This window comes from Paenibacillus sp. GP183, assembly GCF_900104695.1.
Classification (GTDB): domain Bacteria; phylum Bacillota; class Bacilli; order Paenibacillales; family NBRC-103111; genus Paenibacillus_AI.
In genome coordinates this window covers 2,090,557-2,104,055 of sequence record NZ_FNSW01000001.1, presented here as the reverse complement: position 1 = coordinate 2,104,055, position 13,499 = coordinate 2,090,557, and the positions used below count along the sequence as shown (strand labels likewise).

At 43.4% G+C, this 13,499-nt stretch carries 14 protein-coding genes, 1 pseudogene and 1 riboswitch; of the genes and pseudogenes, 5 read left to right on the top strand and 10 right to left on the bottom strand.

Features of this window, described 5'->3' with window-relative positions; translation table 11 throughout:
* Window positions 1-32 precede the first annotated feature (32 nt).
* Window positions 33-178: riboswitch (cyclic di-AMP (ydaO/yuaA leader) on the bottom strand.
* 346 nt (window positions 179-524) lie between these two features.
* Window positions 525-1,277 (bottom strand): MBL fold metallo-hydrolase, encoded by a 753-nt coding sequence (locus BLV33_RS10465; RefSeq protein ID WP_253187024.1) that lies wholly within the window; start codon window positions 1,275-1,277, stop codon window positions 525-527.
* Window positions 1,278-1,781: 504 nt separating this feature from the next.
* Between BLV33_RS10465 and BLV33_RS10460 the strand changes: the two genes are divergently transcribed.
* Entirely contained in the window at window positions 1,782-2,363 is a 582-nt protein-coding gene (locus BLV33_RS10460; protein ID WP_090790767.1) for a hypothetical protein, read from the top strand.
* A gap of 24 nt (window positions 2,364-2,387) precedes the next feature.
* On the opposite strand, the pseudogene BLV33_RS28740 reads toward BLV33_RS10460, so the two are convergent.
* From BLV33_RS28740 to BLV33_RS10430, 6 genes and pseudogenes are all read right to left on the bottom strand, one after another.
* Window positions 2,388-2,504, bottom strand: a pseudogene (locus BLV33_RS28740) (ATP-binding cassette domain-containing protein); the annotation flags it as partial.
* A gap of 64 nt (window positions 2,505-2,568) precedes the next feature.
* Entirely contained in the window at window positions 2,569-2,769 is a 201-nt protein-coding gene (locus BLV33_RS10450; RefSeq protein WP_090790765.1) for a hypothetical protein, read from the bottom strand.
* Window position 2,770: 1 nt separating this feature from the next.
* The gene (locus BLV33_RS10445) at window positions 2,771-3,553 is read right to left on the bottom strand and encodes a COG4280 domain-containing protein (RefSeq protein WP_090790762.1); all 783 of its coding nucleotides are present in this window, start codon (window positions 3,551-3,553) and stop codon (window positions 2,771-2,773) included.
* A 23-nt stretch (window positions 3,554-3,576) separates the two neighbouring features.
* Window positions 3,577-4,572 carry an ABC transporter ATP-binding protein gene (locus BLV33_RS10440; protein ID WP_090790760.1) on the bottom strand — a complete coding sequence of 332 codons (996 nt, stop codon included), beginning with the start codon at window positions 4,570-4,572 and terminating at the stop codon, window positions 3,577-3,579.
* The gene (locus BLV33_RS10435) at window positions 4,573-6,390 is read right to left on the bottom strand and encodes an ABC transporter permease (RefSeq protein ID WP_090790758.1); all 1,818 of its coding nucleotides are present in this window, start codon (window positions 6,388-6,390) and stop codon (window positions 4,573-4,575) included.
* Window positions 6,377-7,519, bottom strand: a complete 1,143-nt coding sequence (locus BLV33_RS10430; protein ID WP_171909095.1) for an ABC transporter substrate-binding protein — start codon at window positions 7,517-7,519, stop codon at window positions 6,377-6,379. The genes BLV33_RS10435 and BLV33_RS10430 overlap by 14 nt, the downstream gene beginning before the upstream one ends.
* Window positions 7,520-7,756: 237 nt before the next feature.
* Here BLV33_RS10430 and BLV33_RS10425 point away from each other — a divergent pair, with 237 nt between their 5' ends.
* Genes BLV33_RS10425 through BLV33_RS10415 form a run of 3 tightly spaced genes read left to right on the top strand, consistent with a single transcriptional unit; the run spans window position 7,757 to window position 9,677 of the window.
* Window positions 7,757-8,254: a Chromate resistance protein ChrB gene (locus BLV33_RS10425; RefSeq protein ID WP_090790753.1), complete on the top strand. Its 498-nt coding sequence runs from the start codon at window positions 7,757-7,759 to the stop codon at window positions 8,252-8,254.
* A 35-nt stretch (window positions 8,255-8,289) separates the two neighbouring features.
* Complete coding sequence (locus BLV33_RS10420) at window positions 8,290-8,721, top strand: chromate resistance protein ChrB domain-containing protein (RefSeq protein WP_090790751.1); 432 nt, start codon at window positions 8,290-8,292, stop codon at window positions 8,719-8,721.
* A 56-nt stretch (window positions 8,722-8,777) separates the two neighbouring features.
* Window positions 8,778-9,677: a R2-like ligand-binding oxidase gene (locus BLV33_RS10415; protein WP_290439073.1), complete on the top strand. Its 900-nt coding sequence runs from the start codon at window positions 8,778-8,780 to the stop codon at window positions 9,675-9,677.
* Between the two features lie 33 nt (window positions 9,678-9,710).
* Here BLV33_RS10415 and BLV33_RS10410 read toward each other — a convergent pair whose 3' ends face one another.
* Genes BLV33_RS10410 through BLV33_RS10400 form a run of 3 tightly spaced genes read right to left on the bottom strand, consistent with a single transcriptional unit; the run spans window position 9,711 to window position 12,189 of the window.
* Entirely contained in the window at window positions 9,711-10,619 is a 909-nt protein-coding gene (locus BLV33_RS10410) for a fumarylacetoacetate hydrolase family protein (protein WP_090790746.1), read from the bottom strand.
* A 14-nt stretch (window positions 10,620-10,633) separates the two neighbouring features.
* Window positions 10,634-11,407, bottom strand: a complete 774-nt coding sequence (locus tag BLV33_RS10405) for an SDR family NAD(P)-dependent oxidoreductase (protein WP_090790744.1) — start codon at window positions 11,405-11,407, stop codon at window positions 10,634-10,636.
* Window positions 11,408-11,436: 29 nt separating this feature from the next.
* Window positions 11,437-12,189 (bottom strand): IclR family transcriptional regulator, encoded by a 753-nt coding sequence (locus tag BLV33_RS10400; RefSeq protein WP_090790741.1) that lies wholly within the window; start codon window positions 12,187-12,189, stop codon window positions 11,437-11,439.
* 169 nt (window positions 12,190-12,358) lie between these two features.
* Between BLV33_RS10400 and BLV33_RS10395 the strand changes: the two genes are divergently transcribed.
* On the top strand, window positions 12,359-13,456 hold the full coding sequence (locus BLV33_RS10395) for a mandelate racemase/muconate lactonizing enzyme family protein (protein ID WP_090790738.1): 1,098 nt from the start codon (window positions 12,359-12,361) through the stop codon (window positions 13,454-13,456).
* The last annotated feature ends 43 nt before the right edge of the window (window positions 13,457-13,499 follow it).

Genomic DNA, 13,499 nt, shown 5'->3' with positions numbered 1-13,499 from the left:
CACAAGGCTAGACCCTGTGATGTATACATGTCTGGTCCTCCCCACGATCGCTTACGAGGTTAACTGGCGGATTCGGACAGCGAGAATTGCCCTAGAAAGTACAGTAACTATACCCTCATTCACCCCAAGAAAATTGGTTCCCCCGTTTTTCGATAAGAAAATTCAGCGAAAATTACATTATGCAATTTATACCCATTGAATGTTACTCTTTCATGAGGTAACTGTAAAGGCTTACGATTTATTAAAAAATTGATAAATGCTAATAAATTAGATAAAGAATCCGCTTACAAATACGATTATCTTTCTTCAACTATCGTTATCACGTAATCCCAAGCTCTAGCTTACTTTTAGCCAGTTCCAGCGGCATTTGTAATCAAAATGAAATAAGCCGTTTACACTGCGATAATGAACAAAGCTTATAATAAAACTCGACCCCCTTTTAAAATATATAAACTTAAGATCCACAGCTGTTGCTGTGGATCTCTTTTTTTGTCAATGGCTTTATCACTAGGTTAAAGTCGACTCTATACGCCTTCGGTTGCAAGCTCTGCCAGCCGCTCCATGACATTGTCTCTAAATAAACCGCCATGATAACATATAACCGATTCGATGTCGAAGGAGGACAGCTTTACGATAGAAGCTTGAGCGGCCTGCCGATCTAGCGTCGTCTCGGGATCCGGTCCCCATAGCTGGTTATCCCTTACCATGAGAGCATCCCCAGCAATCAAGGTGCGTGACGGTTCATGAAAAAGACTAATATGTCCTGACGTATGGCCTGGCGTATCGATAACAATGATTCCTCCGCACCATGGAAGACGCTCGCCATCGGCGATAACAAGATCGACTGCGGCCCGCGGCGGATGAAGCATTATTGCTTTGAGCCCTTTCCGGAAGGACTCCGGCACGTGGTCAGGAAGCATATCAATACGAGCAATCGCATCGTCCGTAAACCGGAGAAGTCTTCTATCCCCCTGAACGTATGGCTTCTCGATCACATGTGCCGACACTTCGATTCGTGAGGATGAGCCCTCAACTAAGACTTGTAGATTACCGATATGATCAATGTCTTGATGCGTGATTATGATTCTGTTCAGCCGGTCCAAATCTACTCCATTGGAGTCCGCTGCGGAGTAGAGTTGTTTGGTCTGACCTGGAAAACCCGTATCCGCAAGCACAATGTCATGATTGTCCCATAGCAGAACCGGATGGACTGTATCTGTACGGCCCAGTATTTGGGTTGAGATAGAGAGCATAACAATACCTTGATCAATACGCACTAAAGTTCTCACTCCTTTGAAGGATGGAAGATACCCGGCCGGGGTCTTAATCTTTATCCTAACGATAAATAATGCAGATGTAAACACCAAAACCTATAATCATACCATATAAATAATTTTATGTCAAGTCATATTTTGTGTGTTTCACACCTGTTTTGATGAACGGGCAGTTTAGTGCAACAAAATTCTTCCATACACGTTTAAGTAATAAAAGTGAAAGCAATAATGAAAAGCTTGGCGTTCACGTCGGAAGAAAGCTACTCGAAATGGCTTTTTTTTGCTATAGGGTTAATTTATAAGTAAGTAAAGGGGACTATAAAAATGAAGAATGTTATCACGCTGGGAATATTATTATTCGCTCTCATGTTAACGAGCTGTGGAGACAGGCCAGCAAACCTTAGAACATCTCCGACTATGTTGTCGGTTGACCCAACGCCTGCATCATCATCATTTCCTCCCACGTCTACGTCAATTTCGTCTTCAAAAGCTATAGAGGTCAACTTAGTGAAAGAAGATGACTCGATCAGAGCAATTGGGATGCATTCGGATGGGCGGCTGCTCGTGAAACCTGCTAGCAAAGCAAGCGTAGCCTCTTTGGGGGCGCCTAGCTGTTATGGGCTTGAGACTGACCTGAATTGGTCAGGAGAATATGAAGTTGTATGGGAATCCAAATCTCAGGGGACTCCGATCAAAGTAATGACATTTCCAGCTGACTTCGAAATTGTGCAGCAAAATGATTCACCCATCATCATGCAGCAATTTAGCTTGGGTGATACGGATATATTCACGTATGTTCCACGTTATACGGATTGTCATGGTCTCGAAACTTACCTTTTCGGAGTAAATAAAGGGAAGGCTTTCTCGATATCATTCGAGATGAAACCGGAACAGATCTGGAAGAATATAAGCCAGCTGCCGCACCGCCCCTTCAAGGTAGCCAATGGGGAACTCATACTGACTGGCGGATATGGGGCGGGACAGGATTTCATTGATGTATATCATTTCCATTATGATCCTAAGAAACGATCAATGATTCTGCAAAGTACGGATCAAGTGAAGCCGAACGATTTCGTATATGGTCAATAATGACAGTTGCTAATAGAAAGAAGAGTGCATGATCGTCGTCTTCCCAGCACCATTTCTGCCCAGCAGTCCATAGATCTTCTCTTCATCCATAGAGAAGCTGACATTATTCACTGCCTTCACATCTCCATATGACTTCACCAATGGAAATGCAAAAGGGCAAACTTGGGATCTCCCCAGCTTGCCTTTTTTTCATTCCGGTGTCATTTTATTTTTTCAATTTCAAGTTCAATTGATGTTCAATGGAAACAGCAAGCGAGACAATTAACCCTGCCCAAATCACAATGGCTGCAAGAAACGGTTTTTGCATTTGGGATAAACCCCATCCAATGACTATTGAAAGTAAAAGTATGGACGCAAGGCGTCCGTCGTCAACAAGCAATCCCCACAAGGTAGATAATATTTTCAACTTACATGCCCCCCATGTTTGACTGACTAGTTTTAGAGGAAGTACTTAGAAGTTTTTTGACGCGAATAACTGTGAACCATGAAAACAGTAATAAGGTTATCGTTATATAAATAATCGAAAGGTCCGCTTGAGGCCAAGAAACCCCGACAGCTTCCCCTACCCAAAAAGCGCCGAAGCTGGTTAACATGACTCCAACGATAAACTTCATCGTATTTTCAGGCACTGTGGAAAGAGGCTTACGCAGTAAAATTCCGGTTAGCAATACAACGACTATACCTGCAAGGGCTCCTAGAATTGTATATTGCATCAGTGTGGAACCGGGAGCTTTTGAGCTTGAACCCAGTGTGAGCACGATAAATATCGCTTCCATTCCTTCCAGAAAAGTAATGCTCAGCGTTGTCATAAACCCGAAAGAATCGATCCCGCTTTTAACTTTACCCGCTTTGCGTTGACGATCTAATTCTTCTTGGTAACTTTCAGCTTCATTATGTAAAGCTTTAAGTCCTGAATAGCGCATGATAGCTTTTCTGAGCCAGCGAATGCCAAACAAGAGCATAAACAGACCCACAATAAGCTGCACCCAAAAAATATGAATCACTTGAACAAGTGACTCGCCGATCCCCAAGACCAGAGCAAGCAAAATCAAAATTGCTGCAGCAGCGCCAGATAGAGAGGTTTTCCATCCGCGAACCGTTCCTACCGCCAAAATAATAGTTAATGCTTCGATAAATTCGACAGCTGTTCCTAAAAAACTAGCCAGCATCGCATAAAAATTAAATAACATGTTAAACACTCCTAACAAAAATTCTATAATTCGCGACATTTATTAAGCGGAATGAATAGTCTGACCTGCTCTCCAATCCTGATTTTTTGCGGATAGGTCACCTCAATGGACTTTTCAAAATCGGGAACATCGACAAAATACCGATATTTATGACCTTGAAAGGAACATTGCAGAATCCTTCCTGTAACTATCTGGTCTTGGTGAGAAAGGAGTTGATCGGCACTTTCGAATTCAATCAATTGAACGTCGTCCGGACGAATAAAGCTCTCAGTAGGCTCCCCCTTCTTACGAAGGATATTCGCAGCGCCCATAAACCTTGCTACGTACTCTGATACAGGCTCATAATAAAGAGATTCCGGTACCCCGATCTGTTCGCATTTTCCATTTTTCAAAATGACGATCTGATCCGCCATACTCATGGCTTCCATTTGGTCATGAGTGACATAAACGACCGTCATGTTTAAGCTTTTGAAAATTCGAACTAATTCATACCTCATCTCGTCCCGAAGACCCGCATCCAGACTTGATAACGGTTCATCCATTAAAATCAAATGAGGTTTAGGCGCAATGGCGCGAGCCATGGCGATTCTTTGCTTTTGCCCTCCCGATAATTCATGCGGATATCTTGCGACATATTCTTCCATATGGAAAATAGATAGGGTCTCAACAACACGTGTTTTCAGTTCGGATCCCTTTATTCCGCGCAGCTTAAGCCCAAATGCAACATTTTCAAATACATTCATATGCGGCCATAAGGCAAAATCCTGAAAAACCATTCCGATATTCCTTTTCTCTGCAGGCACTTCCCGCCCGGATTCCGATACTACGGTCCCATCAATCATGATCTTTCCTTCGTCAATGGAGGTTAGACCTGCAATAGCTTGCAGCAGGGTGGTTTTCCCGCAGCCTGATGGTCCAAGGAGCGCCAAGAAAGTGCCCTTTTCTATGGATATGTGGATACCGGATAAAACCTGCTTTTCCCCAAATCTTTTATGGACCGATGCAATTTGGAGGCTCATTCAAGTAACCTGCCTTTCTATATCCATTTGAATCGCCGAGTTAGGAACAGACATCTTCAAATCTGAGCCAACTTTGATATCAGACAATATATCTTGAACTATTCGTTCGGAATTCATTTGTTTGATCCTCTTCAAAGCGTATATCACAAGCTGACCGATGCCATATACAATTAAAATTAAAACGATCCCAAGAACGGTGAGAGCGGAGCCTTTTTCCACTAATAATTCGTTATAGAAATGAACAATTTCTACTGGCAGAAGCTGTTGGGCAGGCGGGTACAGAAGCTCGGAAGCCGGCAATTCGAATAATAGATGACTAAAAATAAGATATATAGTCGCGGTCAAAGTTCCAGAAAGCAAAGGTATTAAAATCTTGCTGAACAGCGTGAAAATTCCTGCTCCATGGACTTGCCCAGCATCCAGTAAAGAAGGACTAATCTGTGTGATGGCCGCAATTTGCAAACGAATGGAATGAGGCAATGAACCCGCTAAATAGGCCAAAAACACACAAACAAGCGTTCCATAAAGATTTAAATGCATGGGAACTAAATAAGAGGCGTTCCAAGCAAACACGTATCCAGCTGCTAATACGATGCCCGGAATCGCAAGTGTAGACATCGTAAGCACATACAAGAACCTGGTGCTGAATCCCTGCCCTCTTTGAATAACAAAGGCGAGCCCAACACCAAGAAATGCTGCAAACACTCCTGTTCCTAGCGCTAGAAGCAGAGATCTTACTACGGCTCGATAAGATTCACTGCCGATCTTTAATGCATCGATATAATTCTGAAATGTAAAATTTGAAGCGATAAATCCACGTATGGTATTTTTCATAAATGAGCTGAAGAGCTCACCGCTTAAAGGCAAAACAAAAGCTATACATAAGAAAAAATAAGCAAAGATCGTAAGGGCAATCGGCTTATGGTTCGTCAATCGGAAAGGCCGGATTTGATTTTTAATCGAACTGTAGGAGCCCTTCCCGAGGATCAATTGTTGGCTCCATAAAGCTAAAGCGATCACTCCGATCAATACCATAGAAAGCACGCCCACCTGCGAAAAATTCACTGGGGTTTTATTAATAGCCGTATAAATGGAATAAGTAATCAAAGGAATGTGCGCTTGAGGGACAAGGGCAGATGCAAATCCAAAGTCGCTGACGGATTCTGCAAATGCTATGGTAGCTCCAGCCAGAATGGATGGGAAAAGAAGCGGTACATTGATTTTCATCCAAACTAGAAACGATTTGGCTCCAAGTGTTCTTGCAGCTTCTTCATATTCGGAACCTAACCCGCGAAGTCCCGCTAAAACAGAAATATATACAACGGGAAAAAGCCGAAAAGACATCGCTGTAATAAGCCCTCCCGGTGTAAAGAACCAATCCAGACCTCCGTTTGGGATAGCCAGCATCTCGCTTAAAATTCCTTTGCGCTGCATCATCAATACCCAACCCTCGGCAATCAGATAGGATGGAGTAAAGAAAATAAGCCAAATTAATAATGTAATCAATTTTTCGCCATGTATCTTTTTCCGATAAACCAGCACAGCAAAAAAGGTTCCGAAAATCGAGGTTAAAGCTGCCGTCGCACCACCCAAATAAAGTGCATCCAAAATGGATCTATACGTGTAATTATCTTTAAAGGTAATGATGAAAGATTGTAAGGAAAAATTCGTAAAGCCTTGACTCATCAGCTTAGGAAACAAACTTTGCAGCAGTACAGTTCCCAATGGATAAGCAACAAGGCCTAGCAGCACGAGTATGCTAGGCCAAGTTAGCAGAAGCTTTTGAATCTGGGCTTTACTTAACTTATTTTTGAACAATGTTCTGCGTAAACCATGTTTTCACTTCGTTCTCGTGCTGAGCGCCTGCGATTGGATCAACTGTATTCCACTTGATGCCGTCAGGACGCAAACCCGCAGCAGCAGGAGCCCCTTGAATAATGGATTCAAATGCAGCATCTCCTGTGTCAGCAGCTTGGGCAAGTTTCTGAGCCTCTACAGTTAGTACATAATCGACAAATTGTTTGGCCGCATCCAAATGAGGAGCCTTTGCATCAATCGCAATATTGTTGCTTAGCGTCGAAACGCCAGATGCAGGATAAGCGATTTTTATCGGGTTGGCTTTATCTTTCATCTTGGCAATGATAGCTGAGTCTTGCGCGATTGCAAACTTTACAGTTCCTTTGAGAAGGTTTGTCAGCGTCGGACCGTTTGAATCAAATACGGTCAAGCCATTCGCTTTAAATTTTGCAAAGAAATCCTCACCTTGGGAAATTCCGCCTTGAAGCATCATCAAGCCAAAAACCGTGGTATAGGTCGGTCCAGAAATACTAGGATTATTCATTGCAAAAGCGCCTTTATATGTTGGAGTTAATAAGTCGGACCAATCTTTTGGAACCTCTGAATCTTTCACTAATTGTGTATTATAAGCTATCGCTCCGGCAGCTGTAACGGTTACTGGATGATACGAATTATCGCTAGGCACCAGCTTTTTCCCCAGATCTGTATAGTTGGAAGAGGTAGCTGGTACATAATCTTTTAAAAGCATATTCTGATTGTCGAGCCCTTGCATACTGGGTGCGCCATCGGCCCATATGATATCCCACTGTGGATTAGAATTTTCAGCTTGTAATCTCGCGAGCAGAGGTCCTGTTGAATCCTGTACAAGTTTGACTGTAATGCCTGTTTTCTTTTGGAAAGCATCCGCTACGGGCTTATCAAAACCTGTTGCTGAATAGACAACGAGTTCTTTGCTAACTGCTGCTGGAGAAGCGGTTGGTGCAGATGAGCTTGAAGCAGTCGGAGCGGATGAATTTGCGGCAGGTGAAGAAGTTGAATTTGCTGAGGCATTTTGATTGGGCGTACTCACAGATCCACAACCTGTTGCAAGCAATGCGGCAATACTTAATACGGAACTAACAGTTGCAATGTACTTTAGCTTTTTCAACATGGTTCCTCCTAAGAGTGTGTTTTGCTTATTACACTTTGATTTTATAGGCATGTTGAAAATATAACAACGGATATTGTGTAACGGTGGTTATAAGATTTTGTAAAGATCACTTTTCAAAATAAAACACCCGATTCAAAAGTTTACGGAATATTTTGTTGTAAACACTGCCTTCATGTATGCTAATATTATGAAGTCGGTTTTGGTTAAATATATCGTAGGTGGAATGGAGGGTTTCATTTGAATTGGATACTATTCGTTTATAAAATTCCGCCCAAACCAACTAAGTACCGTGCTGCTGTATGGAGAGAAATGAAAAAAATCGGCGCTTTGTATTTACAGGACGGCGTCTGCCTTGTACCTGATTTCGATGATGTGCAGCTGTATATCAGCGCCCTGGGCGAAAAAATAGTTTCTTTCGGCGGCCACGAATATTCCTTTCATTCCAAGGCGTTTTCCGAGGAGCAAAACAAAGATTTGATTCGGCAGTTTGACGAAGCGAGGGAGAAGGAATATGAGGAATTAATCCCTTGGATCCAAAGTATCATGCAATATTTTGAAGAAGAAGAAGCTTGGGAGTATAGTGAATCACAGATTCAGAAAATTAAAGAAGAATTTCGGAAAATGCAACGGCAGTTTCAAATCGTGAGTTCAAGGGATTATTTCGAGACAGCAATGGGAAAAAAGTTGCAATTGATGATCGACCAATGCAGAAAACAAATGAATCAGCATTTTTAACTTGGTTGCAGCCTATATAAAAGGGGTTAATTGGGATGAAATGGGTATCTAGAGAACATGGAAATGTAGAGCGGGTAGCATGCCCTTGGCTAATTAAACGATTTATAGATACTGATGCAGAATTTGTATTTGTTCCTAACGATACAGATCCGGCCACCATTACAGACGGCACCCCCTATGATATGAAAGGGGTAGAACTCGGGCATCACAATGGCCGCTGCAGCTTCGAATCATTCCTTTTAAAATATGAATTGGACAAGGATCCCGCACTCGTTTATATGGGCTCTATCATTCATGGAGCGGATATTCCTGTGGATATCGATATAACACCAGAGTCAGCGGGTATTAGAGCGATAGGGTTTGGATTTCATTATTTAGGTGTAGATGATCTCGAGAAAATCCGGATACAATCCGCAATGTATGACGCATTGTATGCTTGGTGCCAACGAAAAACACGAGTGATTTAAACGGCTGTCTAACCAATTAATAAGGCTCGTATGATTTATAACTAACCAAGGAGGAACTGAATATGAAACATGAACAATTCACAACAACAAGTCGTTCGCTGCGAGAGGATTCTTTGCCATATCGTTTGTTTCAAAAGGCAAAGAAATTTGGGATCTGGGATCCGAAAGATATAGATTTCAGACAAGATGTTTTGGATTGGACAACGTTGACAGAATCACAGCGCATTGGAACGCTGGGTCTGCTATCCCAGTTCCAAGCAGGAGAAGAAGCGGTTACCCTCGATTTGCTGCCGCTTGTTATGACTATTGCCAGAGAAGGACGACTCGAAGAAGAAATGTATCTCACGACTTTCCTATTTGAAGAAGCGAAACACACGGAGTTTTTCCGCATCGTCTTGAATGTCCTAGGTGTTAACGAAGATATTTCTAAGTATCATGTACCCACATACCGTAAGATTTTTTATGAGATTTTGCCTGAAACCATGAATCGATTATTAATTGACCATACACCAGAAGCGTTAGCAGATGCGTCAGTCTTATACAATATGTTCGTAGAGGGCGTTCTGGCTGAAACAGGTTATTGGTCTTTTTACCAAGGTCTGAATAAAATGGGTAAAATGCCAGGGCTAATGAAGGGAATAGGCTATCTTAAGAAAGACGAATCCCGACATATTGGATACGGAACGTTCTTGCTTCAAAGGCTGATTTGTGAGCATCCGCATCTTTTTGATCGAATTGCCAATCGTATGCAGGAACTGGCACCGATGGCTTTATCCATAAACCGGGAAATTGGTGAGAGCAATGGTAAAAGCCCGTTTGATATCCCTCCGGAAGCATCATTGCAGTTCTCAATGACTCAGGTCCAAATTCGAATGGATATTCTTAAACGGGCAATCGGGAAATCTATAGATGAGATTTACAGAACTCCGGAAGAAGTGGTTGGCGTTATTGATTAGACCATTACAATCACGGTTAGCGTGGCAGTTGTGCTATTGTAATTCCGCAACCATTTGATTGGTTAATTTGCCCAGCTTTTCGATCTCAATGGTCACCACATCGCCGTCACGAAGATACACTTGCTTCTCTGGCGGATAACCCAGCACGACGCCCTCAGGTGTGCCAGTCAATATAATATCACCGGAGACCAATGTCATGTGCTGGGAAATATAGCTGACGATTTCATCACAATGGAAAATCATATCCGATGTGTTGGAGTTTTGGCGAACTTCGCCATTGACCGTACACTGGATAGTCAACTGGTTCGGATCGCCGATTTCATCGGATGTCACCAGATACGGACCTAAAGGTGAAAATTTGTCGCATGATTTACCGAGCAGCCATTGCTGAGTTCGCATTTGCAGATCGCGCGCAGATAGATCATTCACATTACAGTATCCGAACACATGGTCCAAAGCTTGCTCCTTACTGATGTATTTCGCTGTTTTCCCGATGACAATGACCAGTTCCGCTTCATAATCTACCTTAGCAGATACTTTGGGTAATGGGATAGAGTCGCCATGCCCAGTAAGGGTATTGTTGAATTTGTTAAACAAAATGGGATACTGTGGAATAGCCGCATTTGTTTCTTCGGCATGCTTGCGATAATTAAGGCCCACACAAATTATTTTGTTGGGGTGGGTGACACATGGACCTAATGTCAAGGAAGCCTCATCCAGCCAATAGGGATCACCTGCGGAGGACGATTCCAAACGATCCACCAAATTTTGAAGAGCAGCGACTGCTGAAGCACCGCCCTCAATAACTTTATGTATGGAATCAGGGATGAGTTGGTTTTGAAAATTAGATGCGCTTGATACAGCTGCCACATCCAGAATGCCATGAGTCGTCTTAATGCCCAATTGTAAACTTTCATTTTTATAAAAAGTAAGTAGTTTCATAATTTCGTTTCCCCCTATGCGTTTTTTCCGAAAACAACACCGCCATCAATGTATAAAGGCGAGCCCATCATAAATTTCGATTCATCCGATGCCAGAAATACTGCCGCTTGCGCCACATCTTCAGGTCTGCCCAAATCTCCGCTTAATTGGCGCTTTTTGAGTGATTCAATGGCTTCTTCCGGATCGTCATATGAAGTCTTTAAATAATTTTCAACAAATGGCGTAAGAATCGTCCCCGGCAGAAGAGCGTTTACACGAATGTTATAAGGGGCATAATCGACCTGCATGGATTTAGTCAGCGCCAGCACAGCGCCTTTCGTAGCTGAGTAGGAAGCTCTGCGGGCCAATCCGATTTCTGCGATGCAGGAAGACATGTTGATAATATTTCCTGACCTTCTCTCCATCATGGAAGGAAGCACATATTTACATGGCAAGAACACCCCTCTGATATTGACAGAGATCACTCTATCCCAAGCATCCGGTTCAATTTCGTGAATCGCACCAACACCGCTGATGCCTGCATTGTTAAACAGCACGTCGATACGGCCGAATTGACCCAGCGCTTCATCGACCATAGCTTTAACAGATTCCGGATGGGTCACATCGGCATGGATGAAAACCGCTTCCCCACCCAATTCCGCAATTTCCCGTACAGTTTCTTGCCCTTTTTGCTCGTCCAAATCATTGATGATTACCGTTGCGCCTTCTCTGGCAAAATAATGCGCAGAGCTCTTGCCGATTCCCGATCCTGACCCGGTAATTAATGTAACTTTGTCTTTCAATCTCATGAGCTGCATCCTCCAGAATCAAATTTATTTCAAGCTAATCCAACAGAGAGCCTTTGGGCCAGCCCAACAATATCTTCTTTAGCCCTATCCCTTTTTTGTTCCCAGGCGTGCAGGGGCATCGAGCAGCTGACGGCGACAACGGCCTGGCTGCTTTGATTCATAACCGGCGCGCTGATACAACAAAATCCCAGAACAGCTTCCTGGAGGTCGTAGGAGCAGCCATCAGATTGGACGAGCCTCAAATTATTCAGAAGCGAATCAAGTGTGGTTAACGTGTAGGGAGTAAGACTCGCAAGTGAAACACCCCTATATAACTCAAGCACATCGACTTCTTGAAGCACGGAAAGCATCGCTTTGCCAAGAGCTGTAGCATGCGCCGGAAGCCTCATCCCAGGTTCGGAAACCAATTGAACAGGAGAAGGCGCTACCTCCTTGGCTAAATAAAGCACCTCATTCTTTTCCAGCTTTGCGAGCTGGATGGTCTCCCCAATGCTCCGCATAGTCATGGCAGCCTCTTGATGAAAAGAAGTAATGATGTCGTAACCGCGAAAATATTGGCTGCCCAAAGTACCGATCAGCGATCCTAAAGCATACGTATCTGACTTGTTCCGTTCTACCCAATGCAGCGCTTCCATCGTGGAAAGCAAGGAAAACAGGGAGCTTTTGTGAATGCCCAACTGCTTGGAAAGGTCAATCAATCTAAGCTTGTGCGGCTGGGAAGCAATCATATTCAGAATCTCGTGTGACTTTTCTAAAGCGGGAACCCAATATTTCTTGTCCATGTTCACCTTCTGTGGTTTATTATAGAAAACCAAGTTTTATAACATTTCTCTATCATATCACCGTTCAGAAAAATGATCAATTGAAACATCTTCTAGTATAATGTATCATACATGATATACTATATGAGATAAAAGAATAGACCAAATTACAAATAAGGAGAACTGCTGGATGAAAATTACCAAGGTAGAGAGCTTTATTTTGCATGTTCCGATTACTCCACCGATTACAGATGCCATTAATGTTGCAACGCATTGGGGACTGGCGGGAGTTCGAATTTATACCGACGAAGGGTTCGTTGGCTATGGATATACGGGCACATGTGCAAATGGCGATGAGATGATCACTGATACGATTGATCGCTACTACGCACCGGAGCTGCTGGGTAAGGATCCGTTTATGGTCAAGCAAATCTGGGATGAGCTGCGGTTCGGCAAAATGCACTGGATCGGCCGCTCGGGCATTACTCACATGGCTTTGGCAGCGGTGGATATCGCCTTATGGGATATCATGTCCAAAGCGGCGAATAAGCCGTTGTGGCAATATCTTGGCGGTCATAAATCGAAACAAATCAAAGCATATAACACCAACGGAGGCTGGCTGAACTGGTCGAAGGAGCGTCTGCTTAGAGATGTAGCCGAGATCGTCGAACAGGGATTCACCGGTGTTAAGATAAAAGTGGGCAAAACGGATCCGCACGAAGATTACGATCGCGTCAAGGCCGTGCGCAAAGTGATCGGCGAGAAGACGATTTTTATGATCGACGTGAATCAACAATGGAATATCAACACTGCAATGACTTGGGGCAAGAAGCTGGAGGAGTTCGACCTGTTTTGGTTAGAGGAGCCGCTTAATCCAGATGACATTATGGGCCATAAAAAGCTTGCAGACGAGCTGAATGTACCCATTGCCCTGGGGGAGCACGTGTACAACAAATATGCATTCCGCGACTACATACACAACGGTGCCGTAGAATATTGTCAAGTGGATGTGACACGGGTGGCCGGTATTACGGAATGGCTTCAAGTAGCTGGCTTGGCGGCTTCCTATGATATTCCCATTTGTCCGCATGTAGGCGATATGGGTCAGATTCATCAGCATTTGGTTGCGTCCACACAAAACGCCATCATGCTGGAGTATATTCCGTGGATCCGACATATTTTTGTAGAACCTGCAACGGTTAAAGATGGGTACTATGTGTTGCCGGAAATGCCGGGAGCCTCTACGGAAATTATCCCATCTTATTTTGAACAATATCGTATCAAATAGATAAGGCAATTATGCAAAGCAAGGAACCCTGTCTATGCAAACA

Coding starts and splice junctions, on each gene's coding strand:
- BLV33_RS10445 (WP_090790762.1), bottom strand. CDS start 3,553: ATGTTATTTAATTTTTATGCGATGCTGGCTAGTTTTTTAGGAACAGCT.
- BLV33_RS10410 (WP_090790746.1), bottom strand. CDS start 10,619: ATGAAACTACTTACTTTTTATAAAAATGAAAGTTTACAATTGGGCATT.
- BLV33_RS10440 (WP_090790760.1), bottom strand. CDS start 4,572: ATGAGCCTCCAAATTGCATCGGTCCATAAAAGATTTGGGGAAAAGCAG.
- BLV33_RS10430 (WP_171909095.1), bottom strand. CDS start 7,519: ATGTTGAAAAAGCTAAAGTACATTGCAACTGTTAGTTCCGTATTAAGT.
- BLV33_RS10420 (WP_090790751.1), top strand. CDS start 8,290: ATGAAATGGGTATCTAGAGAACATGGAAATGTAGAGCGGGTAGCATGC.
- BLV33_RS10405 (WP_090790744.1), bottom strand. CDS start 11,407: ATGAGATTGAAAGACAAAGTTACATTAATTACCGGGTCAGGATCGGGA.
- BLV33_RS10395 (WP_090790738.1), top strand. CDS start 12,359: ATGAAAATTACCAAGGTAGAGAGCTTTATTTTGCATGTTCCGATTACT.
- BLV33_RS10400 (WP_090790741.1), bottom strand. CDS start 12,189: ATGGACAAGAAATATTGGGTTCCCGCTTTAGAAAAGTCACACGAGATT.